The organism is Pediococcus pentosaceus (assembly GCF_001437285.1).
GTDB classification, from domain to species: Bacteria; Bacillota; Bacilli; order Lactobacillales; family Lactobacillaceae; genus Pediococcus; species Pediococcus pentosaceus.
In genome coordinates, this window is sequence record NZ_JQBF01000009.1 from 20331 (window position 1) to 42826 (window position 22496).

Annotated in this window: 21 protein-coding genes and 1 riboswitch; of the genes, 13 read left to right on the forward strand and 8 right to left on the reverse strand. The window is 40.7% G+C overall.

Translation table 11 applies throughout. The features are described from left to right. The first annotated feature begins 3 nt into the window (after window positions 1-3). Window positions 4-750 carry a MurR/RpiR family transcriptional regulator gene (locus IV86_RS07855; protein WP_002834301.1) on the forward strand — a complete coding sequence of 249 codons (747 nt, stop codon included), beginning with the start codon at window positions 4-6 and terminating at the stop codon, window positions 748-750. Window positions 751-788: 38 nt separating this feature from the next. Here the strand turns inward: IV86_RS07855 and IV86_RS07860 are convergent, their stop codons facing one another. From IV86_RS07860 to IV86_RS07870, 3 genes are all read right to left on the reverse strand, one after another. Beyond that, window positions 789-1991 (reverse strand): MFS transporter, encoded by a 1203-nt coding sequence (locus tag IV86_RS07860; RefSeq protein ID WP_056979525.1) that lies wholly within the window; start codon window positions 1989-1991, stop codon window positions 789-791. Window positions 1992-2136: 145 nt separating this feature from the next. Further along, entirely contained in the window at window positions 2137-3126 is a 990-nt protein-coding gene (gene dapF, locus IV86_RS07865; RefSeq protein WP_056979526.1) for a diaminopimelate epimerase, read from the reverse strand. Then, window positions 3126-4505, reverse strand: coding sequence for an aspartate kinase (locus IV86_RS07870; protein WP_036676020.1), 1380 nt, complete (start codon window positions 4503-4505; stop codon window positions 3126-3128). The genes dapF and IV86_RS07870 overlap by 1 nt, the downstream gene beginning before the upstream one ends. 115 nt (window positions 4506-4620) lie before the next feature. Then, window positions 4621-4801, reverse strand: a riboswitch (Lysine riboswitch). A 168-nt stretch (window positions 4802-4969) separates the two neighbouring features. On the opposite strand from IV86_RS07870, the gene lysA reads away from it, so the two are divergent. From lysA to IV86_RS07910, 8 genes are all read left to right on the forward strand, one after another. Further along, window positions 4970-6262 (forward strand): diaminopimelate decarboxylase, encoded by a 1293-nt coding sequence (gene lysA / locus IV86_RS07875; protein WP_056979527.1) that lies wholly within the window; start codon window positions 4970-4972, stop codon window positions 6260-6262. A 20-nt stretch (window positions 6263-6282) separates the two neighbouring features. Then, complete coding sequence (dapD, locus tag IV86_RS07880; RefSeq protein ID WP_011672866.1) at window positions 6283-6993, forward strand: 2,3,4,5-tetrahydropyridine-2,6-dicarboxylate N-acetyltransferase; 711 nt, start codon at window positions 6283-6285, stop codon at window positions 6991-6993. Between the two features lie 13 nt (window positions 6994-7006). Beyond that, complete coding sequence (locus tag IV86_RS07885; RefSeq protein ID WP_029257642.1) at window positions 7007-8161, forward strand: N-acetyldiaminopimelate deacetylase; 1155 nt, start codon at window positions 7007-7009, stop codon at window positions 8159-8161. Between the two features lie 2 nt (window positions 8162-8163). Continuing rightward, a complete protein-coding gene (gene dapA / locus IV86_RS07890) occupies window positions 8164-9084 on the forward strand; it encodes a 4-hydroxy-tetrahydrodipicolinate synthase (protein ID WP_002834310.1) in 921 nt (306 codons plus the stop codon). Further along, window positions 9081-9845 carry a 4-hydroxy-tetrahydrodipicolinate reductase gene (gene dapB, locus IV86_RS07895; protein ID WP_002834311.1) on the forward strand — a complete coding sequence of 255 codons (765 nt, stop codon included), beginning with the start codon at window positions 9081-9083 and terminating at the stop codon, window positions 9843-9845. Before dapA ends, dapB begins: the two co-directional genes overlap by 4 nt. A gap of 12 nt (window positions 9846-9857) precedes the next feature. After that, window positions 9858-11039, forward strand: coding sequence for an aminotransferase class I/II-fold pyridoxal phosphate-dependent enzyme (locus tag IV86_RS07900; RefSeq protein WP_002834312.1), 1182 nt, complete (start codon window positions 9858-9860; stop codon window positions 11037-11039). Between the two features lies 1 nt (window position 11040). Beyond that, window positions 11041-12087, forward strand: a complete 1047-nt coding sequence (locus tag IV86_RS07905; protein ID WP_002834313.1) for an aspartate-semialdehyde dehydrogenase — start codon at window positions 11041-11043, stop codon at window positions 12085-12087. Window positions 12088-12320: 233 nt separating this feature from the next. After that, on the forward strand, window positions 12321-13757 hold the full coding sequence (locus IV86_RS07910; protein ID WP_029257641.1) for an MFS transporter: 1437 nt from the start codon (window positions 12321-12323) through the stop codon (window positions 13755-13757). 104 nt (window positions 13758-13861) lie between these two features. Here the strand turns inward: IV86_RS07910 and IV86_RS07915 are convergent, their stop codons facing one another. The 5 genes from IV86_RS07915 to IV86_RS07930 all read right to left on the reverse strand — a co-directional run bounded on the left by IV86_RS07915 (window position 13862) and on the right by IV86_RS07930 (window position 18984). Next, complete coding sequence (locus IV86_RS07915; RefSeq protein ID WP_236699171.1) at window positions 13862-14599, reverse strand: collagen binding domain-containing protein; 738 nt, start codon at window positions 14597-14599, stop codon at window positions 13862-13864. 5 nt (window positions 14600-14604) lie between these two features. After that, window positions 14605-14829, reverse strand: coding sequence for a hypothetical protein (locus tag IV86_RS08850; protein ID WP_232625447.1), 225 nt, complete (start codon window positions 14827-14829; stop codon window positions 14605-14607). A gap of 257 nt (window positions 14830-15086) precedes the next feature. Beyond that, on the reverse strand, window positions 15087-16106 hold the full coding sequence (locus IV86_RS07920; RefSeq protein WP_002834318.1) for a glycosyltransferase family 2 protein: 1020 nt from the start codon (window positions 16104-16106) through the stop codon (window positions 15087-15089). A gap of 22 nt (window positions 16107-16128) precedes the next feature. Continuing rightward, a complete protein-coding gene (locus IV86_RS07925; RefSeq protein ID WP_232625448.1) occupies window positions 16129-17202 on the reverse strand; it encodes a serine hydrolase domain-containing protein in 1074 nt (357 codons plus the stop codon). Window positions 17203-17538: 336 nt separating this feature from the next. Next, a complete protein-coding gene (locus IV86_RS07930; protein ID WP_029257639.1) occupies window positions 17539-18984 on the reverse strand; it encodes a hypothetical protein in 1446 nt (481 codons plus the stop codon). 88 nt (window positions 18985-19072) lie between these two features. Between IV86_RS07930 and IV86_RS07935 the strand changes: the two genes are divergently transcribed. The 4 genes from IV86_RS07935 (at window position 19073) to IV86_RS07950 (ending at window position 22443) form a co-directional block, all read left to right on the forward strand. Continuing rightward, on the forward strand, window positions 19073-20749 hold the full coding sequence (locus IV86_RS07935; RefSeq protein ID WP_050982493.1) for a mucin-binding protein: 1677 nt from the start codon (window positions 19073-19075) through the stop codon (window positions 20747-20749). 166 nt (window positions 20750-20915) lie between these two features. Next, a complete protein-coding gene (locus IV86_RS07940; RefSeq protein WP_002834322.1) occupies window positions 20916-21359 on the forward strand; it encodes a LytTR family DNA-binding domain-containing protein in 444 nt (147 codons plus the stop codon). Window positions 21360-21365: 6 nt separating this feature from the next. Further along, window positions 21366-22097: a LiaF transmembrane domain-containing protein gene (locus IV86_RS07945; protein ID WP_002834323.1), complete on the forward strand. Its 732-nt coding sequence runs from the start codon at window positions 21366-21368 to the stop codon at window positions 22095-22097. Window positions 22098-22197: 100 nt separating this feature from the next. After that, on the forward strand, window positions 22198-22443 hold the full coding sequence (locus tag IV86_RS07950; protein WP_002834324.1) for a hypothetical protein: 246 nt from the start codon (window positions 22198-22200) through the stop codon (window positions 22441-22443). The last annotated feature ends 53 nt before the right edge of the window (window positions 22444-22496 follow it).

Here is a 22496-nt window from a genome sequence, read left to right on the forward strand (position 1 = left end):
GGTTTGGCAAATGATAATTTGAGTTCGACAGAACAATTTGTATGGAAATTCATTCAAGACAACCTAGAATTGGTTCCTTTTTTATCTATTGTTGAGTTGAGTGAACGAGCTAACGTTTCTACGGCCACTATTATCCGTGCGCTAAGAAAAAAAGGTTTTACAGGTTTCAGTGATTTTAAGCATGGAGTAGCAAAGAATAATAGTTCAAAGGATTTTACCAATTTAGAGCGTGCCGATAGTGATATTAAAAGTGCCATCCTAAAAAACGAACATGAAGTTACTAACACCATCAAAATGATTAATATTCCAGATATTGAACAGTCTGTGCAAAGAATCAAGCATGCCAAAACCATTTACATTTTTGCCCGTGGTTTTTCTGAATTAATTGCAAAAGAATTATTAGTAAAACTGCAACTCTTGAATAAAAATTGCCAACTAAGTGATGATCCAAATATTATCCGCACTTTATCAGCAGATATTAGACCTGGCAATTTGGTTATTATTATTTCTCTAAACGGTGAAACCCCTGAATTAATCGAATCTGCAAAGAAAACATCAAAAAATAAAATTCCCATTATATTAATAACTACTAATGCTGATAGTACAATCGGTAAATACTCTACAATTGAATTATGTGGTTTCAAATCCGAAACAACTTATTTTCCAGCCTTTGAAGTTCACTCTAGGCTCCCCCTACAAGTTATATCTCGTGTATTATTGGATTCTTATGTAATTCGTACCCAAAAATAAAAACCTCCGAACTTCAAAACGAAATTCGGAGGTTTTCTTTAAATTTTCTTGGTTTTAACAATGATTACTCCCATGATGGTTGCTAAGGTAATGGCCACCACAAAGGCTACATTTTGTAGATTTCCGGTTGGGTTCAGACCAAAGGCCCAGCCATAAGTCACTGGTCCCAGAGCGGCAATGAAATAACCACCCGCTTGGGCCATCCCTGAAAGCTGAGCCGTACGATAAGGATTACTGGTCTTAATCGCAAACATGGTTACTACGAACATGAAGAAAAGGCCAATCGCATAACCTAATAGCAAACTTTCAATCATCCAAAATATCGTGGACGAAGTGTTTTGGAAAAATAACATTCCTGAGGCAATTAAGCCGGTCACTCCAGCAGATCCTACTAAGAACAACTTGCCCAACCGTCCCCACTTAACTAATAATTGGGGCAAAAGCACGGTAATCGGCAAGCCAATCAACGAAAAAGCCGCCATGATAATTCCAATTACGCCTGATCCGACTTGGCGATACGCCATCAAGGATGGCATCCATGCAGTGAATGTGTAATTTAGAATCGATTGGCTCCCAAACATGATTAGAAAAGCCCATGCTTTTTTATTCACCCAGATTTGATCGTTGGACATAGCTTCTTTTTTAACTTCAACTTGCGGTTCATGGATTTCTTCTGATAGATGAGGCATCAAAAACAACCAGATTATTAATGCCAACAGAGGGGTAATCGCTAATACTATTAGCATGCTCCACCATCCGGCCAACACCATGATGGGCGCCGTGATAACGTTGAAAAGTGCCACTCCAAACATCATCGAAAAGGTATAAACCGAGGTATAAAGTCCAATATTGCTAGGGAAATATGCTGTAACAAATGATGGCATATAAACGTTTAAATAAGCAATTCCCATTCCAATCAAACTGGTTCCGATGATCATCGTCGGCATTGTAACGATGAGTCGTAATAATGAACCCACTAATAGGATGGCTAAGGTACCTAGGAGTGACTTTTTAAAACCCCACTTTTTTAAAATGGTCGAGGCGACACTCGAAAATAACATAAACATTATGAGTGGCAAAGTCGTTAAGATCCCCAAACTACTCTTCGAGACCTCCAGTTTGTTAGCCAAATCTCCTAGCATCAGAGGTAGCGTGGTGATTGGTGTTCGTAACATCAATCCGATTAAAATAACGAGGACGAGCATTCCGCTCGCGCCTAAAGTTCCTTTTTTCCAGTTCAAAACATTCTCCTTATAATTCATTAGTCGATGACTATTATATCAGAGTGTAAAAAAGCCAAAGAGTCCTAAATTAATCTGCTTAGGTTTCAGTTTTACTGAAAATTAGGTTAACTGAAAATCTTTATATTATATAGTAGTTATTTCACTAAAAGCGATAGCGAGGTAGTTGTAGAATAAACTCTTGGTAATGTAATTCTTCCCCAGTTGATTCAATTTGAACCTGTTCCAAATTATTTTGTCGCAACTGATCCTCATCAATCCAGATTTGGTGGGTAAAAGTCGCATTCCCAATTAAATCAATCGTATATGCACCATGAATTTGATTCACCCGAGTCTTGACCATCCCACCTGGATTAAAGATATCATTTACTTCACCCAATCTAGTTTGACCATCATTTAACAAGCTCCAAACTAAACTTGTCGCTGACATCCCTGTCCCACAGGCATTAGTAAAACCAACCCCCCGTTCATAAGTTTGGACGAACAATTGATTCTGACCAATGACTCGTCCAAAGCTCACGTTAACTCCCTTTGGGAACCAAGGATTGGAAGCATTTAACCTATGACCCAATTCCGCTAACTTTTTAGTTGAAAGCCGGTTATTATTATCAATTGCTATTAAATGTGGATTAGGTACCGCCACGGCCGAAAAAAGAAGCTGATCATCAAAATCTCGAACTGGCGCATTAAACAATTTATCCTGATTTTCAATTTGCATTGGTAGGTTTTTAGCATTAAAACTAACCGGTGAAATTTCCACCTGATATGTGGGTAACCCATTTCCAATCGTTGCTACCCGTCCTACATGCAAATCGGCTTGATCTGTTTGGACCAAAAAATCATTTTCTTCATATTTTTCGGCTAAATAACGAGCCACCGTTCGCAGCCCATTTCCACACATGCTAGCGAAGCTACCGTCGTTATTAATAACCTGCATTCGTCCCCGAACGCCAGCATGGTCACTTGAACTAACTACAAGAAGTCCGTCAGCCCCACCTAACAACCCTGTTTGATTATTAGTAACTTGAATTGCTAATTGAATTAACTGGTCTGGATTCATTGGTATTTCGAGTTGTTCTTGATCAAGTAATATAAATGAATTTTCTGAACCGTGTACTCGTAATAATTTAATCATCAGTCTGCCCTACCTTTGTTTTTAAAAAATTCTCTGTAAATTTCACGAACAGCTTGATTTACTTGGTTTTGATGAACTCCGAGCATCGTTGAGATTCTAGAAGCCCCTTGGTTAATCATCTGAATTCCAATTTGTTTTCGTGCTAGAGCATTCACAATTCGATCTACAACGCCGACCTTGTCACGCATTCCCTCTCCAACCACCATTAAGATTGCATAATCATCAATCCATTCTAACTGGTCAGTGTGCAATTCTTCCCGAATATCGGATAACAAACTGGGTAAAATTTCGTCCGTTATTTGATTCTGGTTGAAAATAATTGTTAAATCATCAATTCCAGAAGGCATATGTTCGTAACTAATATCGTAACGATATAAAATTTTTAATAATTTCAAGGTAAAACCGACTTCACGATTCAACAGATATTTGTGTATATACAAAGCCGCAAACCGACTTGAGCTCGCCACTCCTGTGATTTCTAAATCAGAAGCATAATTTTGTTCGGGTTCAATTACGGTTCCTGGTAAATTGGGATGATCCGTATTTTTAATCACAATTGGAACTTGAGCTTCAATTGCTGGGATGATGGCTTCATCGTGAAAAACGGAAAATCCAGCATATGCAAGTTCCCGCATCTCACGGTAAGTCATCTCTCGAATTGGATGTGGCTGGGTAATGATCTTAGGGTCAGCCGAATAAATGGAGTCCACATCCGTAAAATTTTCATAAAGTTGAGCTTGGAAACCACGTGCGAGAATGGCCCCCGTGATGTCTGACCCTCCCCGCGAGAAAGTGCATACCTCACCATTTTGGTTATATGCATAAAAACCAGGAACTACAAGATACTCCGCCTCATCCAGCAAATTTGAACAAACTGCCTCAATTTGAGCATATGAATGCTGGTCTAAGATCGCGTTATTATAGTCACCATGCGCCTTTATGCCCAATTGTTTCGGATCAACAAACCGCGCAGTAACATTGAATTTTTTTAAAACTAATGCCATTAAAATTGCGTTTAACCGCTCCCCTGCCGCCTTAAAATGAGCAAGACGGCATGCTTTATTTGCGTGGTGCAAATTTGCTAAATCAATTAGATGTACATTGATTTGTTCAAAATCCGAATCAGAAACGTGGTATGCATCTGCAATTTCTTGATATCGGTCTAGCACTGCTTGACGTGCTACTTTGACGTTCTCCCCAGATGCGTTGGCATATTTGATTAATAGATCCGTCACCTTAACATCATCTTTGAAACGCTTCCCCGGTGCTGAAACGACCACAATTCGACGTTCGGGATCTGCTCTTAAGATTTCAATTACTTTTTGATATTGCGCTGCGTTAGCTAGAGAGCTACCACCAAACTTAACAACTTTTACCATACTAGTCTCCTTTTGCGAGGTTCTAGCTTTCCAACTAACCAAAATAAAAACGCCCATTCGTAAAAAAACGAAAATGGGCGCTAGTAATTAACTAACATCGCTAAATCATTAGTCTGATTTGAAAAGCACCCCGCTATCAGTCATGATAGCGACAGTCCTTGAGATGTTATCTCAAGACCCAACAAACATTGAGAAAGGTCAATGTTCATTTCGGCGGATCATCCTTTCGCTGGGGCATATCGAATCCTTCATTCTATCCTCAGATACTTTTAATCTCCGCAACCTCTTTTTTAATTTAAGCCTATTATACTCATTCTGTACTAGAATGCAAAAAAATAAATTTTTCATAAATCACTTCTACTTAGAGCAACAATTTATGACATATACCCTCTTACTTTATGCTTGACGAAATTCATTTAGTATTATAAATTTGTGAAAATTAAATTAGAAAAGGGGGTAAACGAATGTCTTTATACACCGTAAATAACGTTAATCAGGTTACCATAGGCGGCCTAAGTGCTACTCAACTTGCCCGTCAATATGGGACCCCACTCCAAGTTTTTGACGTCACCATGATTCGTAATCAAATTCAAGCCTTTCAAAAAGAATTTGAAGACCGTGGTATGCGCGGCATCGTCAGCTATGCTTCCAAGGCTTTTAGTTGCAAAGCCATTTATCAAGTTGTTAAGCAAGAACATGCCCATTCCGATGTCGTTTCTGGAGGTGAGATTGCTACAGCTTTGGCCGCTGGTTTTCCCTCTACTAGTCTTAGCTTCCATGGCAATAATAAATCACTCGCCGAGTTGAATTTTGCCGTCCAAAAAGGAGTGGGAACTATCATTTTAGATAATTTTCATGAATTAGAATTGCTCGATCAAGTTTTGAACGAAAATAATACTCAAATCGATGTATTGCTCCGTGTTACACCAGGTGTTTCTGCTCATACTCACAGCTATATTCAAACCGGTCAAACTGACAGTAAATTTGGATTTGATATTGATTCAGGACAAGCATTAAAAGCCATGCGCTTGTCCCAAAACAACCCTCGAATCCATCTACGAGGAATTCATGCCCACATTGGTTCACAAATTTTTGAAGTAACAGGTTTTAAATTAGAGGTTAAAAAGTTAGTCAATTTATTAACAAATTGGTCTCAAAAATACCAATTTACAGCCGATATTTTAAATATCGGTGGTGGATTTGGAATTAAGTATACCCATGCGGATGATCCTCTTGCCCCCGAGCTTCTTCTCGGTGAAATTTTAGATGAACTTCAAGTCCAGTACTCTAAGCTTGGACAACCCATTCCCACCATTTGGATAGAGCCAGGTCGTTCCATTGTTGGTTCAGCCGGTTTTTCACTTTACACAATCGGTTCACGAAAAGATGTCCCTGGTTTATCCCCTTACGTTGCTGTTGACGGCGGAATGGGTGATAATATTCGGCCCGCACTTTACCAGGCTGACTATGAGGCGGTCCTTGCAGAAAATCCAAATCAGCCTCCGATTGAAACCGTTCGTTTAGCTGGTAAATTCTGTGAATCTGGTGACATCTTAATCAACCACCTTCCATTACCTACTACTAAGACCGGTGATGTACTCGTTATGTTGGCAACAGGTGCTTACGGGTATTCAATGGCTAGTAACTATAACCGTAATCCTCGTCCAGCAGTTGTCTTTGCTGAAAATAGCCAAGCTCAATTAGTTATTCAAAGAGAAACATACGCAGATATGATACAAAATGATTTAGATTATTGAAAATTGAAAGGGGAATTACTATGAGTAATCTTGACACCCAATCCATTATTAACACCATTTCAAACTCCAAAAAGCAGACCCCCGTTCGAGTGTTTATTGCCGGAGAAAAACTATATCAATTACAAATACCGAATGAAATTGAAGCTTTTATTTCACCAACTTCTGGAACTCTTTTTGGTGAATGGAAATACGTTAAAGCACTATTAGAATCATCTTCTCAAATCACACACTATCGAGTCGAAAACGATAGTCGAAATTCTGCAGTTCCTCTTCTGGACAAAAAGGAAGTCAATGCCCGAATTGAGCCAGGTGCTATCATCCGTGATCAAGTTTTAATTGGCAATAATGCAGTTATCATGATGGGCGCTATTATTAATATCGGCGCCGAGATTGGAGCCGAAACAATGATCGATATGGGCGTCGTCCTTGGTGGGCGGGCTCTAGTTGGTCGACATTGTCATATTGGTGCAGGTGCTGTCTTAGCTGGCGTAATTGAACCAGCTTCCGCTCAACCCGTTCAAATTGATGATCATGTTTTGATTGGAGCCAATGCCGTTGTGGTTGAAGGCGTTCATGTTGGAACCGGTGCTGTTGTTGCTGCTGGAGCAGTAGTTACCAAAGACGTTCCTGCACATACAGTAGTTGCTGGGGTACCAGCTCAAATTATTAAACGGGTTGATAATACAACTTCCCAGAAAACAGCGCTTGAAGACGGACTACGTAACCTATAAGGAAGTGTTTAAAATGACCATTGAACCATTAAATTTAGTTCGAATAAGGCGACGGTTTCACGAATCACCGGAATTAGCCCTAAAAGAATTCCAGACCCACGCCCTACTTTTAAGCGTCATCCGCTCGCTACCGCAAAACTTGCTTGAAATTAAAACCATTCCCGAACTACCAACCGCTTTACTAGTTCGAGTTGCTGGTTCGCATCCTCATCGAACAATTGGATATCGAGCAGATATCGATGCACTTCCTGTCAACGAAAAGACTGACCTTGACTTCGCTTCCAAAACTCCAGGTATTATGCACGCCTGTGGTCATGATATTCACATGACGGTTGCCTTGGGCATCTTAGAATATTTTGCTAACCATCAACCGCAAGATAATCTAATCTTCTTTTTCCAGCCAGCAGAAGAGAGCCATAGTGGATCGGTTCGAGCTTTTAATGCAAATATTTTTACCAATCAGTTTAGACCAGACGAATTTTACGGGCTCCATAGCACGCCGACGTTGCCAGCCGGTGTAATTGGTTGCCGCATGGGAACCCTGTTTGCTGGAACTACAGAAGTTAATCTTAAATTAACCGGCAAAGGAGGACATGCAGCCTATCCACAAGACGCAAATGATATGGTTGTTGCTCAAGCTTATTTAATTACTCAGCTTCAAACCATTGTTGCTCGTAATGTCAACCCCATCGAAGGCGGGGTTTTAACCCTTGGAAAAGTGTCTGCTGGAAATGTTCGAAATGTTATTGCTGATCAAGCCGTCATTGAGGGCACTATTCGCGGATTAACTCAGAAAATGATTCTTCTAATTCAACAACGCGTTCAACAAATTTGTGAAGGAACTGCCCAAGCCTTTAATTGCCAAGTCGAGGTCAAAATGAATCAAGGTGGGTATTTACCAGTGGAAAATGATCCAACCTTAACTCATGAATTAATTCAATTCATGCAAAGCGATTCGGCCATTAAATTTAAAAAAACTCCGCCAGCAATGACCGGCGAAGATTTCGGATTCTTGCTGAGCAAGTTTCCAGGCACCATGTTTTGGTTGGGCGTCGGTGCTACCAGTTCACTTCACTCTGCCACCTTTAATCCCGATGAACGTGCCATTCAATTGGGAATCGATGCAGTGGTTAAATTTCTTCAAAATCGAATGTCCAAGGGGGCTTAAATATGCTTGAAAATGTTGATTTGATTTCCGCTATTATTACACCATTTGACGATCAGTTAAAAATTAACTTTACTGCGTTAGAACGTTTAACTAATCATCTCATTGAAACCGGCAATACTGGTTTTATTATCGGGGGAACTACCGGTGAAACACCTACCTTAACTCACGCTGAAAAATTAGGTCTGTATACTCGCTTTGCTGAAATAGTTGCTGGACGAGTACCCATCATTGCTGGAACCGGATCAAATAATACCCAAGCTACCATTGACTTCACTAAAGAAGTTCGCCAAATTGACGGGATCATTGCCGCTCTAGTCGTTACCCCCTACTACAATAAGCCTAATCAACGCGGGATGGTAGCGCACTTTAAAGCCGTCGCGCGCCAAGCTGACTTTCCGATTATGATGTATAACATTCCCGGACGAACCGGTGTTCAAATGGAAAATGCAACCATTGTTGAGCTTTCTCAAGAACCAAATATCATTGGAATTAAACAGTGTACAAATTTAAATGACATTGGTTTTTTAGTTGAAAATACCCCCAATGATTTTGCTGTATATACCGGAAATGATCCAGAAACTCTGGGTGCAGTCGCTTTAGGCGCAAATGGGGTTGCTTCGGTTGCAAGCCACATATATGGCTATCAGATACGAGCACTTTTAGATGCTGTGAAACACGGGGATCTATTAAAAGCCGGAAAATTACAGCGAGAATTAACACCCAAAATGGAAGCCCTCTTCTTATATCCGTCACCAGCACCAGTTAAAGCCGTTCTAAACGCTCAAAATTGGTCCGTTGGTAGTCCACGACTTCCTATCTTGCCATTAAATCAAAAAGAAAAGCTCAATTTAGCCCATCAGCTGGGGGTTAATCATCTTGCCGACGTGCAGAGTTGCATTACTAGGAAAGGAGCCATTATATGATAAATCAGGTTAAAACTGTTGTGATTGCTGGTTGTACAGGATCTATGGGTCAACAAACCGTTCAGTTAATCCAAAACTTACCGGGTTTCGAGTTAGTTGGTGGTTACGCACCACATGCCATCCCCCAAACATCTGATTATTTGGTCACTAATCAGCTAGCTGAACTTCCGCAAGCTGACATTTGGATTGATTTCACCGTCCCCTCCATTGTTTTTCAAAATATTAAGTATGCAATTACCCATGGCTATCATCCGGTCGTTGGAACTAGTGGTCTTTCAACGTCCGAAATGCATGAGCTCCAAACTTTGGCAGCTACCAAAGAGTTGGGAGGATTAATTGCTCCTAATTTTGGATTATCAGCTGTCCTTTTAATTCAATTTGCTAAGCAGGCTGCTAAATATTTCCCAGAAGCCGAAGTGGTTGAAATGCATCATCAAGATAAACAAGATGCTCCATCTGGAACCGCTATTGCCACCGCCAAAGCCATCAGCGCATCTCGTACTCATGCTAACGACTATGATGAAATTGAAACTATCCCTGGTGCTCGAGGAGGTAAAGTTGATGGTGTTCCAATCCATTCAATTCGTTTACCGGGCTACGTTGCCCACGAACAAGTTCTCTTCGGTGGACCGGGTGAGGCTTTAACCATTCGTCAAGATTCATTTGACCGCCAATCTTTCATGTCTGGAGTTCGACTGGCTTGTCAAAAAGTGACCGATTTAAATACCTTAGTGGTTGGTCTAGAAAATATCTTAGATTAGGGGGCTTTATAAATGCCTGAACTCGATTCCGTTCTACAAAACCAAACTCGGCCGGCACTCTCAGCAATTAGTCGCTCTGCCATCCGCCAATTTGATCAACAAGTGTCTGATATCCCGGGAATTTTAAAGTTAACGTTGGGTGAGCCCGACTTAAACACGCCAGAACACGTTAAACAAGTTTTAATTAACGCAATCACTAATAATGCCTCCCACTACGCTCCGTCGGCCGGCTTACTGCGTTTGCGCCAAGCTGTTAGTAAATATCTACTGAACTCAACTAATATTCGGTACAACCCAGCGAGTGAAATCTTGATCACAATCGGCGCTACCGAAGCAATTTTTGCTACCATGCAAACCATTTTAAGTGTTGGCGACGAAGTGATTATTCCAACTCCAACCTTTCCTTTATACATGGCAATTGCAAAAGCAATTGATGCCACGGTGATTGAAATCGATACCTCAGATACTGATTTTGTACTCACAGCCGATGCTTTGAAACAAGCTTTACAAGCGCACCCGAACGCCAAAATGCTAGTCCTAAATTACCCAACTAATCCGACCGGCGCAACTTACTCTAAAAGCAAGCTAACAGAACTCGCCCAGGCGATTCAAAATTCGAAGCTATTCGTCCTAGCAGACGAAATTTACGGTGAACTCAGTTACGATAATAAGCACTATTCCATAGCCGAACTACTACCTTCTCGAACTATTCTTATTAATGGAATTTCTAAATCGTACGCTATGACTGGCTATCGGATTGGTTTCTTAGCTGCTCCGGCGACGCTCACCAGTAATATTTTAAAATTACATGGATTCATGGTTACCACCGCTCCCACTAGTATTATGGAGGGGGCGATCGAGGCTCTATTACATGGTCAAGACGATGTAGCCAAGATGTGCGAACAGTATCGATTACGCCGTGACTACCTTGTAAAGGAACTTAATCAATTAAATTTTCAAGTTCGCTCGCCCGCTGGGACTTTTTATCTTTTTGCTAAAATTCCCATCAATTTGATCCAAAATTCGAACCAGTTGGCCTTGCAAATCGCCCATCAAGCTAAATTAGCCGTGATTCCTGGCAAAGTTTTCGGAGCTGGTGGTGAAGGTTATTTACGTTTCTCGTATGCAGCATCCATGTCCAACTTACACGAAGCCGTTCGACGGCTTACAAAATTTGTTCAGGAGGAAAAATAATATGTCAGCAATCACCGTTGCCATCCTAGGAGCCACTGGCGCCGTTGGAACCAGAATGATTGAGCAACTTGAACAGTCTAATATTGAAGTTCGTGATTTAAGACTACTCGCGTCGCCCCGTTCCGTCGGCAAAGTTCAAACTTTTCGCGGTCAAGAATATGAAGTATCCGTCGCGACTCCTGATTCATTTATCGGGGTGGACTTAGTTTTATCCTCAGCTGGTGGCTCAGTTTCTAAAAAATTAATTCCCCACGCTGTAAAAAACGGCGCGGTCTGTATCGACAACACTAGTGCCTTTCGTATGGATCCAGAAGTCCCTCTGGTTATTCCCGAGGTCAATTCTGATGATCTTGATTGGCATCACGGGATAATTGCTAATCCTAACTGTAGTACCATCCAAATGTTGGTAGCACTCGCCCCGCTTGATCGAAAATACGGTCTAAATCGAATTATTGTTTCAACCTATCAGGCTGCTTCTGGAGCTGGTCAATCGGCTTGGAATGAACTATTAGAGGAAGCTCGCCAACATCTTGATGGGCAGGCTGAAATAGCTAAAATTTTGCCAGTTAGTGGCGCATCTCATCATTATCCTTTAGCATTTAATTTACTTCCTCAAATCGATGTTTTTGAAGATGACGGTTATACCCATGAAGAGTGGAAAATGATTCATGAATCTAAAAAGATTTTACGCCACGACTTGAATAATTCAGATTTAAAAGTAACGGCGACCTGTGTTCGGGTTCCTGTCCCCGTCGGGCATGGCGAATCCGTATACTTTGAATTAGAACAAAATCCATCGGTGCCAGAAATTCAGACCGTTTTGGACCAAGCTGATGGCATCGTTTTGCAAGATGATCCCCGCACTCAGCTTTATCCTCAACCCATCACCGCTGAAGGACACCAATCCACTTTCGTCGGACGAATCCGAGCTGACGCTGAAAATCCAGGAGGTTATAATCTCTGGGTTGTTTCTGATAATTTACTTAAAGGAGCGGCTTGGAATGCAGTCCAAATCGCCGAAACTTTAGTTCAAAGAGAATTACTGTAAATACCCTTACGTAACAAAAAAGTAGCATCCGACTTAATTTACAAGACGTTGCTACTTTTTGTCGTGCCACTGATCAAACCAACTTTGCTTAAAAGTGAAAGTCCTTATTTAACCCACACAAAATTTCCTCGTCCTTCTACGGTCCATCCCAATTAAAAATAATTGACTTTTTGCATTAAAGCACCACAATGTTAAATGTATTAATTTTTAAGAGATGAATTGGGGGGACGGATATGCAAAATAATGTATCCAAAGGATTAACGGTTAACAAAACCTTAATCCTAATTGCGCTGGGGATGTTCACGTTTATGTCAACATTAGATGGGTCAATCGTTAACATTGCGATGCCCATTATGTCTAAGGAGTTATCTGTTACAGCAAGTCAGATTGAATGGGTCGTATCCATCTACCTGATTATAATTAGTTCTTTACTCATGTTTTTTGGTCGCCTAGGAGATGTGGTCGGTAAGACCCGCATTTTTAAAATTGGCACGGCAATTTTTATTATTGGTTCATTAATCGCTGGAATCAATCTTGGGTTACCATTTTTGCTATTTGCTCGCGGTGTTCAGGCGGTTGGAGCAGCGATGACTATGTCAAATAGCTTTGGAATCACCACTAGTTCTTTTCCAATCAATCAGCGTGGGCGGGCGATGGGCTTCATCGGAACTTTCGTTGCTCTAGGATCAGTTGCTGGACCCGCCGTTGGAGGTTTAATTCTCAACTACTTACCTTGGAATTATATTTTCTGGATTAATGTTCCGATTGGAATAATTGCTATTTTATTGGGACTTAAAAGTTTGCCAAAAGATGTTCCTGTTTCGGCCAACGCGCCCCTCGACTGGTTAGGCACACTAGAATTTGTTGTTTTTATTGTAACTTTCTTCTTTGCTATTTTACGAGGGCAAGCAATTGGGTATACCCATCCAATCATCCTTGGAGCACTGTTGATTGCCGTGGTTTCAATTATCCTATTTATTCGTACCGAGAAACAACTTAAGCATCCTTTACTCGATTTTTCAATTTTTAAGTATTCGGATTTCACCTTCGGTTTGATTGCAGCATTACTCGTTTTCATCAATGGTTTCTTTTATAACGTTTTGATGCCTTACTATCTAGTTAATGCTCGTGGTTTATCCTCTGGACTTTCAGGAGTCCTACTTTCAATCATTCCACTTACTATGGTAATTTTTGGACCGATTGGTGGCGTCTTAGCTGACAAATTTAATTCAACTAAAATTACCATTATCGGTGTTACGCTAGTATTGTTAGCCCAATTTTTGATTATGGGCTTTCAGTTGGATACTCCGTTCTGGTACTTTATTTTTACTTCAATTGTTACCGGAATTGGGATTGGTATGTTTCAATCGCCGAATAACGCATCTGTAATGTCCGCCGTTCCAAGTAATCGACTAGGAATCGCTGGCAGTGTTAATGCGTTAGCTCGAAACCTAGGTATGATTTTAGGCGTTAGTATCTCTACATCATCGCTTTTCTTAGTAATGGGTGCCAAACTCGGTCGTAGTATTACTACTTATCCAACCGGCAACGATCAACTGTTTATCTTCGGAATGCATGTTGCTTTCATGATTTCCGCAGCTTTACTTGTCATTGCCGATTTGATTGTGATTCAACGCTGGTTCGTTTCCAAAAAGAAACATAAAAATTAATTACTCTATGTAAAATATTTTATATGCTATATCAAAAAAGACGTCTCACAGTGGACGTCTTTTTTTGTATTAGATGTTACTCTTTTCCGAAGTTCTTTCTGACATCATTTCCGGCGACGATAAATGAACCACCCAATCAGGGCCAATAGGCTCGCTCCGACCATTAAAAAGTTTTTAATGATGGCCTGTTTTTCTTCGGCTAAGAAAACTGGGCGATCCTTTTGGATATATCCCGTTTTAATTGACTGCGTGTTACTTAACTTCTCCGTGCTGTTTTGCCACCCCTGTCCCGTTCCAACGCCCTTACTTTCTGGAACATATGTATTAATCCTTTGGGAAGTCAGGTTGGTCGCCGTTAAATCCCCTTGACTGTGATAATGCCGATGTTGATCTACGGAGGAAATTCGCGTTTGGTAGTCGATTATGTAGGTCTGCTTAATCTTTCCTAATCCAACCGTAAAACCCTTCGTCCCATTCGTCATGATTTTCACTTTAGGACAGGTTGCCGTTACCTCAAAATCTTTACCTTGGTCATCAAAGGCTACTCCCATGACTTCGATGGAACCCGTTAAAAGTTTTTGATGGTCTCCGATTAGTTCGGTACAATCGACCTGATTGAGATTTTGCTTAGCATAATTCACACGCACTCGCCAATGTATCAACGTGGGGTCCTTCACATCGTACCAAGACCACTGGTATAAAGTCTCATTCGGATTCGGACCGCCATTGGGTTTTATCTTAATTTGAGCTACACGCCCAGCTCCCCAATTTAAAAGTTGCACTTGGTTTTGATCGACCTTAGAATAATTCCATTGCGTTCGGACACTAAGAGCACCTTTCACTCCACCTACATAATGCTCCACGAAACTGGAATATTAAAATTCCAATGAATCTTCATGTTATCGTAAAGTCCAAAAGTAGTTTGCGCTTGATCTTTGCTATTTCTCAACTCAACATTAGTAATAAACTGTTCGCCCCAATCGGTTGCTGCTCGAACACTGAGTGGTTTACGATTGATGCCCCAAAACCATAGCACAGCCATCACCAATATCAGAAGCCCTTTTTTATTCATGAAAACCTCTCCAAATCTCGCTTCCATTCTATTTATGATTTATAAATGTTAAAAGGAATCTTTTATTGCCAATTTGGATCTTGGTGCTTTTCAGACCAAATGCATCTAATAATCGTCCCCACAGCAAGAATTGCGAAAAAAATCGAGAGCGTTGCTAATAGGTGATACATGAACCCCCAACTTAAGCTTACAAAAGCTACACCACTTCTTTGAATATTTGAATACATAACTTTTTCGTCCCCTATTGAATTAAATCATTAATCTAGATGATTCCACGTACCCGCCGACCCGCTTAACAGCTGAACCAGCGCCCCAAGGTACGCAATTTGTAAAAATAAACTATAAATTAATTCTGGAAAAATCATTAATGCAAATATCTTTGCCTGCCGGTCTTGGTTCCAAATCGTAATCACCCGCTCGACTGCAAAAATCACTCCAATTAAAAACCAAAAGAAACTAAAAATAATCAAGTCTTGCACCATTAAGTAACCGGTGAAAACAATCAGTCCCATAAATGCTAGGACTGAAATAAGTAACATTAACTGTTGAAAAACATATGGAAATAAAACGCGATCCCATTTTCGGCGCACCATTTGTTGGAGCGCTCCTAAATACCAGCGTCGCCGTTGTAAAAATAGTAGTCGCCAGTTGGGCATAATTTCCGTCGTGCAGTAACAAGAGATTGGGGAAATTATTCTGGCCCCCGCCTCTTTTAAATCAATCGTCAACGCAAAGTCCTCGGTAATCGAGTCTTCGTCGTAAAAACTACCTTTGCGAGCTTTAACTTTCTGAAACATCTCGGCACTTACCATCGAAGCGGTCCCGGTTAAAACAAAAACTTTTTTGCTCCGCTTAATCTGATTGGTGTAGCGGTACCACTCCAATTGCTGACAAAATTCAATCATCGAACTTCGATCCGCATCCCCGAAAAACACCGAACCGACCGCATCATAACCACCAGCATCAATCGCTATCTGGGCCCGTTCAATCCAATCATCCGCAATCACCGTGTCAGCATCACAAATGAAAATATATTGGTCGGGTAATTGCCAATCAACGTAATTTTCTAAGGCTTGATTTAATGCTCCTGCTTTACGATGCTGATTATCAACCGTTTCAAAAGCCACCGCTCCTGCCTGAATTGCTTTTTGATAAGTATCATCTGTACAGTGATCACACGCCACAATCACTTTTCGAACTTGTTGCTTTAACGCTTTAATCGTTGCTTCAATATTTGCACCTTCATTATGGGCAGGTACGATTGCCGTGACATCCATGTTTAACTTACCTTCTCCTTAATTAATACGTGTTTCCACCTAAATATGGAGTTTGATTGACCAATGAATAAATACTATTGGTCAGCTTCATCGTCGTTGTTTTACCTCTGCGATTTCCCAACAAAACGACGGCATTGCCGGCCTTTTTGTTGAAAATGATTGAAGGTTCATATCCCTGCAAGATGCCGTGCCCGCGGTAATAAAGCTTATTGTGGTAGACTCCACCGGCATAAACACTATGTGGGACAGTTTTAAACAACTCCTTGACGGTCTTCATTGGTAAAATTTCGCCATTGACCAAGGCCGAAAAGTAACGGTAAAGGTCGCCGGCGGTCATAAAAAAACTCCCGGTACCAATCTCATTACGATAGACGTAGCGAGGATTGGCGAACGGTTGCCCATTTTTGTGGTAGCTTACGGCTACTTGGGGATTCGAAAAATCCGGCATCACCATCACATTTACCTGATTTTTTAGATTGACTAACGTATTAAAACTAGCACTGTAACTTTGATGCGTTAGTTGCGTAATAATTCCCGCCAATAGATGAAAATTAATCGCATCATAATCCCATCCCTTACGCGGATCGACCACCACATGCTTAGCGTAATAGTTGGCCAATGCTTTTTCACTCAGTGTTTTTTCTGGATCACTCGCTGCTTCTAACCCCGAGGTCATGGTCAACATATTGCGAATCGTGATATTTTTAGCGTTAGGAATGGACGGATAAAATTCAGCCAGTTTTGTAGCATAATCCAATTTCCCCTCTTGAATTAACTTCGCTACCATCACGGAAGTCATACTTTTTTCAATCGAGGCGATGTTATACAAAGTATCCACACCATTTTTTCGTGAAGCATTTTGTTGCCCATAGCCTTTATGCAACAAAACTTTATGATTCCGAATCACCAAGGCGGTGCCACTAAAATCATTGCTTTTTAAGGCGTAATTGATATTTTTAACTACCGTCTCTCTGGAACGGACGTTGTACCTCGTTGCCCAACGATCATTGAAGTACGTATCATGTACCATTTTTAAAACAAATATTACCTGCAAGGTTACTATCACCCAAAACCAAATCTTTTTCTTTGCGCCCATTTCTGCCTTCCATCAATAACTCATTCATCTACCATCGTGATAAAAAGAAGCTGTGATTCATCGGGCTGCGCACGAACATTCCTCAAAAATCGTACGTTTGACCTTTCTTCACAGCTTCCCGTCGTTCCTTATCCTACAAAAAGGATATTAGAATGATCCCCCCGTGTGCTAATCAAGGACTAGCACGTTTTTATAATATAATCCGTGTCTCTTATCGTAAAGGGGTTCTATGTTTCACGTTTTTCATCTAATTTTAAAATCGTGAGAATGCACCTTAAAATTCAAAAAGACTTTTTAACAGTAAGTCCCGAGCGGACGCCGTTAAAAAGTCTTTGGTTAGCTATTAATTATTTTTTTATCATTTTGTTTAATTTTTACGATTAAATCACCTAGTTGTTCCCAATCCTCAGCTAAAGGTGGTGACTCCCAGATCATTTGCTCACAATCGACATCATAAAAACGTTGATCCGATAGAAATATATCCGTATCATCTTCCAGACGTTTAGAAATTTCGATATTAAGGGGCGCAAATTGTTGTAGCTGAGACGTGATGTACTTGGTAAAAACTTTTCCATTAGAAAAATCGACCGTAATCTTCACGACACTACTTACCAACTGAACCGGTAGATGTTCCAGCAAAATTAACATGTAAGTATAATATAGCTGGGTTAACGTATCTTTATCAAGCCTTAATTTACGTTGCTCGCCTACATACGCCAAAATTTGTTTCACCATCTCGTCAATTTCGGGATAAGTTTCACTGAAAAAGGGCACCTTAGTTGGATCTACAAACGTCTCACTGAAATAAAATGGCGAAAATACTTTGAGATTGGTTTCTAGTAGTTCCTGTCGAATCTCTGCTAGTTGATCATCCACTTCTAACCCTTCAAAAATTTGGTGCAAAAAATCGAGCTGTTTTTCTACCAAAGTTTGAATTACTTTTAACGGCGGCTGATTCCCACACTTTTCGATTTCAAATGGCGCTAGTTCGTTGACCATAAAATAAATGTTCAGATACCAAGCTTCTTGGATTAAATCAGGCTCTTCTAACCCCCATAAATCTCTCAGTGGCTCTAGAAAATCCAACTTTTCCTTAGCGCAATCCTTATCGACAATCTTTTTAACCACATTTCCCTGACGAATACGCTTAGTTTGGACAAACAAAAAATTCGTCAAGCGTTGCCGTTCTGTGTAGCTTAAATGCATGGATTTTAGCTCACTCAACTCGGTGATTAAAGTGTCCACCGGCTCTCCCAGCTCAATCGGCATCGCATCAATTCCATTGAAAAAATGATGAATCACGCTAAAAATAGTCTGTCGCACACTTTCTTCATTGCGATGGGTCTTGTTGAAGAATTCTTCCGACAGAATTTGCCTAATATAAATAATATTGCGATAATAGGTTGCTCGACTGATTCCGAATTGCTTTAGGAATTGAGCTTGGGTGCCGTAAATTCCCAATTGAGAATTTATAAAAATATTCAAACGAATTGACCTGGTCGCCATGTTTTCCAGAATGGTTTTCATTGAAGTTGTTGTTAGACCATAGATTGACAGGACTCCCTTGCCATCGTATTCCAAATCAATGTTTTCAATACGAAGTGCAGTAATCGTTGATTTTAGTAAATCAAACGCGCCCAGCACCTGATGTCTACTAACTCCCAGCTCATCTTGAACATAGCCTATCGAAAGCCTCTTCTCAGAATCATGGATATACAGTTCGGCTAGTTGGAGGACCAACTGCTGCTCATCGTCCAATAATCGGTTAAACTTCTCGATCATATTATTAACTCCTTAAGGTGATTTGTTAACAATATTTTTAAAGGCATCAAAATATAGACTCTAAAAATATGTCTGGGGGTAAATCATCTTGGGAACAAAGCACTACACCAAATTATACAACAAGAGTAGAAAATGGCTAATTACCGTTGTGTTAAGTATCGTTATCGTTACCAATACATTTTTAGTTTCGACCACCGCTTGGGCGGCTAAAACACCTACTCCAAAACCAACCTCCCCATCTAATGCTGAATCCTATCAGGCGGACGCTAATTCAACGACCGTGGCTACGAGTTCTAGCAGTACAACCACGGCGTCTTCATCCGCTACTCAAAGTTCCAGTGCGACGGCTACTAATCCGCCATCTACAGCACCATATCACCATCATCATCACCACCATCACGCTACGGTTACCGTACGGTATGTGGATCAGACGGGGAAACTCTTAGCTACCGGGACTGCCGATTATCCATTCGGCCCTTTTGTAGGCCGGCCCTACACTACCCATCCTCAAAATATTAATAATTATCACTTTGTTCGCATGGGAGCTGGTAGCCTTCCTGCCACTGGTATTTTAAGCCATCATGGAGACAATGGTATAGTTACCTACGTATACGCTCCAGCATACCACTTGACCACCAAAACTATCAACGAATACGTTGAGTATGTGGATGAAGATGGTAAGGCTCTTACTAATCCATATCGCGCTCAGCCCGTCACCTTTGCGACGGTAGCAGATGCGCTTCATCACACGACCGTTACTTATTTTTCAAGAACTAAAACAACTTTAACGCTCGATCAACAAGGCCGACCCGTAGACCAGCAGAATTGGACTAGGGGCAATCAAGCTACTTTAGCTGCCATCCCTAATCCAGCTATCAAGGGTTATCACGTAGCTTCTAATAATGCGCCCCGTTCTAGCCATCAACAGGTTGATCAACAAACCATCGATGCTAATAGTTCCGATTTGCACTATACAGTTAGATACGAACAGTCTCATAAAAAAGCTACGGTAAAATTCATTGATGATCGCACTCATCAAGAGCTGCTTTCAAAAGAAGTCTCGGTCTACTATAATCAGGCCAATACGTATGATCCAACCCGTAAGATCAAGGAATATGAAAGTCAAGGATATACGTTAACTACTAATGACTTCCCTAAAAATGGCCTCGATTTTGATCAGATCAATGGTGATTCGGTAACCTACTATGTTCATCTGCGATCTAAAAAACCAGCTCAACCTAAGTCGGATGTCGTGCAACCTCTTGCACCCCAAAAACCTAGTAGTTCGCCCAAGACACCTAAAAAGGCCGATCCGATTCCTCAACCAGCACCTGTGGTTAAGCCGATTCAATCGCACCCAGTAACAGTAACCAAGTTACCGAGCGCCACGCCCACGGCAGCGCCACTGACCATGGAAGAAAAACGGGTCGTAATTCAAAAAAGGCTCCAGCAGCACCGCTTGCCAACTGCGGTTCCGGCCGCGCGCCCTCAAAAAACCGTGAAACCTGCGGCAAAGTCTCAGGCTCACATCGATTTTGAATACGTCGATCAACCTCGTGTTGCGCAAAAGCGCTGGATTAAGATTCCAAATTACCGGCACCGCTATTGGAAATTTCCAACATTTACGACAACTTTTGCCCTTTGGAATTCAGAACTTCAACCGCTATATCGTAAAACTGGCGATGACCTTCATCGTACCCATCTAGGTTTGATTTTAAGGACCATGTCGGGTCGCATGCTGCTCGGTCAAAAATATTCTAAATAAGCACTTAAAAACTGTAAGAAGATCAATTCAGCTAGATTCTGCTGCAATCATTTTCTTACAGTTTTTTTGACCGCCTAGTCGCTCAATCCAACCACTTATCCCTTACCCATTTACCCGCTCTCTTTTTTATGATGTACTTAGTAGGAAAGGATGATCGACATTGAAAATGCGAGTTGAAATTGATCCAAATATTAAAGAGGGCGAAGTCATTATTCGAGCGCCCGAGTTTACTAAAAACATTACAGAAATTCAGGAATTAATAAAAAGACAAAATGCTACGCAAAAAGTTATGACCTTTTATTCCGGTTCCACTGAATTTTACCTAGAAGTTGGCGTTATTTTATTCTTTGAGACCGAGGATCGACAAGTCCGTGCCCACACTGAAAATCAGCTTTATACGACGCATCAGCGACTATACGAGCTAGAGGAAAACCTTCCTATTGAGTTCATTCGTATCTCTAAATCTTGTATTGTCAATGTTAATAAAATCTTAGCGTTAACTAAATCATTGTCGAACTGCTTAGTCCAATTTCAAAACTCGCATAAACAAGTTTATGCATCTCGTCGGTACTATAAATCATTACAAGAACATTTAAAAAAGTTGAGGTAATTAATTATGAAAAAATCACAATGGTTTTGGGGCACATTATTCGTTTTAGCTGCGGCTGTTTTAGTAGCAACGCAGATGGGTTGGACGGCGTTCACCTTAAATCCGTTCTCCGTCGTCGCTTCTGTATTTTTAATTGCTGCACTGGTCGTCAACCTCGTCCACTTGTCCATCGCTGGAACCATCTTCTCAATTGCATTTTTATTAATGCTATATGGTAAACCCCTTGGTATCAGTAGTCTCGTGCCATGGACCATTCTGTTAGCGGCCGTTCTTCTAACAATTGGTCTATCACTAATTTTTCATCCTTACCGCCGAAATTGGCAAAAGCATGCACTATGGAAGAATTTTCAGCATGGTTTTAATCATCACCCAGACTACGATTATACTGAAAGTACGCAGTCCGCTGATGATGACGTAATCAATATTGAAACTAGCATGAGTAGTGGTATTCATTATATTCAATCTCAAGATTTGAAAAGCATCAATGTAAATAACTACATGGGAACTACTAAGGTGTATTTTGATCAAGCACATCTTGAGGATTCTGCCACTGCCAACATCAATTGCCAACTGGGAAACATCACACTATATCTCCCACACGATTGGAATATCGTGACTGATATTAACTCTGTAATGTCTGGCATTGATGAACGGGGAATTCGCAATTCTGGTACAGGCCCAACCCTTTATATTAAAGGCAAACTTTACTTGAGTGGTGTTACTTTGCACTACGTCTAATTTAAATTAACGCCCACTTTGATTCCAAAATAGTCCGCTTGCTAATTGACAAAACGAACGTTTGTTCGTATAATTTACTTATCAAAAAGAGGTCGATTATATGGAAAAATTAAGCGGAATTATTACTAGTGAAATTAAAAGTATCAGTTACTCTCCCATTTTATTTCGGTTTACCCTGACGAATATGCAAGATCAGCACTACAACATGCTGATTCATACCCATGCTCTAAACTTTTTTCAACAAGCCAAGATGGGATCAGCTATTGAAGTATGGGCGGTCAAAAATAATCGCAATCAATACGTCATCCGACGTTTTAACGTCTTTGATTCGCATGTCTTAGTATAAATAGCTATCATAAAAACGCCATCCCTTCAGCAGGATGGCTTTTTTATTTACCT

Coding starts and splice junctions, on each gene's coding strand:
- dapF (WP_056979526.1), bottom strand. CDS start 3,126: ATGATTAAATTATTACGAGTACACGGTTCAGAAAATTCATTTATATTA.
- IV86_RS07870 (WP_036676020.1), bottom strand. CDS start 4,505: ATGGTAAAAGTTGTTAAGTTTGGTGGTAGCTCTCTAGCTAACGCAGCG.
- lysA (WP_056979527.1), top strand. CDS start 4,970: ATGTCTTTATACACCGTAAATAACGTTAATCAGGTTACCATAGGCGGC.
- dapD (WP_011672866.1), top strand. CDS start 6,283: ATGAGTAATCTTGACACCCAATCCATTATTAACACCATTTCAAACTCC.
- IV86_RS07885 (WP_029257642.1), top strand. CDS start 7,007: ATGACCATTGAACCATTAAATTTAGTTCGAATAAGGCGACGGTTTCAC.
- dapA (WP_002834310.1), top strand. CDS start 8,164: ATGCTTGAAAATGTTGATTTGATTTCCGCTATTATTACACCATTTGAC.
- dapB (WP_002834311.1), top strand. CDS start 9,081: ATGATAAATCAGGTTAAAACTGTTGTGATTGCTGGTTGTACAGGATCT.
- IV86_RS07900 (WP_002834312.1), top strand. CDS start 9,858: ATGCCTGAACTCGATTCCGTTCTACAAAACCAAACTCGGCCGGCACTC.
- IV86_RS07905 (WP_002834313.1), top strand. CDS start 11,041: ATGTCAGCAATCACCGTTGCCATCCTAGGAGCCACTGGCGCCGTTGGA.
- IV86_RS07910 (WP_029257641.1), top strand. CDS start 12,321: ATGCAAAATAATGTATCCAAAGGATTAACGGTTAACAAAACCTTAATC.
- IV86_RS08850 (WP_232625447.1), bottom strand. CDS start 14,829: ATGAATAAAAAAGGGCTTCTGATATTGGTGATGGCTGTGCTATGGTTT.
- IV86_RS07920 (WP_002834318.1), bottom strand. CDS start 16,106: ATGGATGTCACGGCAATCGTACCTGCCCATAATGAAGGTGCAAATATT.
- IV86_RS07925 (WP_232625448.1), bottom strand. CDS start 17,202: ATGGGCGCAAAGAAAAAGATTTGGTTTTGGGTGATAGTAACCTTGCAG.
- IV86_RS07930 (WP_029257639.1), bottom strand. CDS start 18,984: ATGATCGAGAAGTTTAACCGATTATTGGACGATGAGCAGCAGTTGGTC.
- IV86_RS07940 (WP_002834322.1), top strand. CDS start 20,916: ATGCGAGTTGAAATTGATCCAAATATTAAAGAGGGCGAAGTCATTATT.
- IV86_RS07945 (WP_002834323.1), top strand. CDS start 21,366: ATGAAAAAATCACAATGGTTTTGGGGCACATTATTCGTTTTAGCTGCG.
- IV86_RS07950 (WP_002834324.1), top strand. CDS start 22,198: ATGGAAAAATTAAGCGGAATTATTACTAGTGAAATTAAAAGTATCAGT.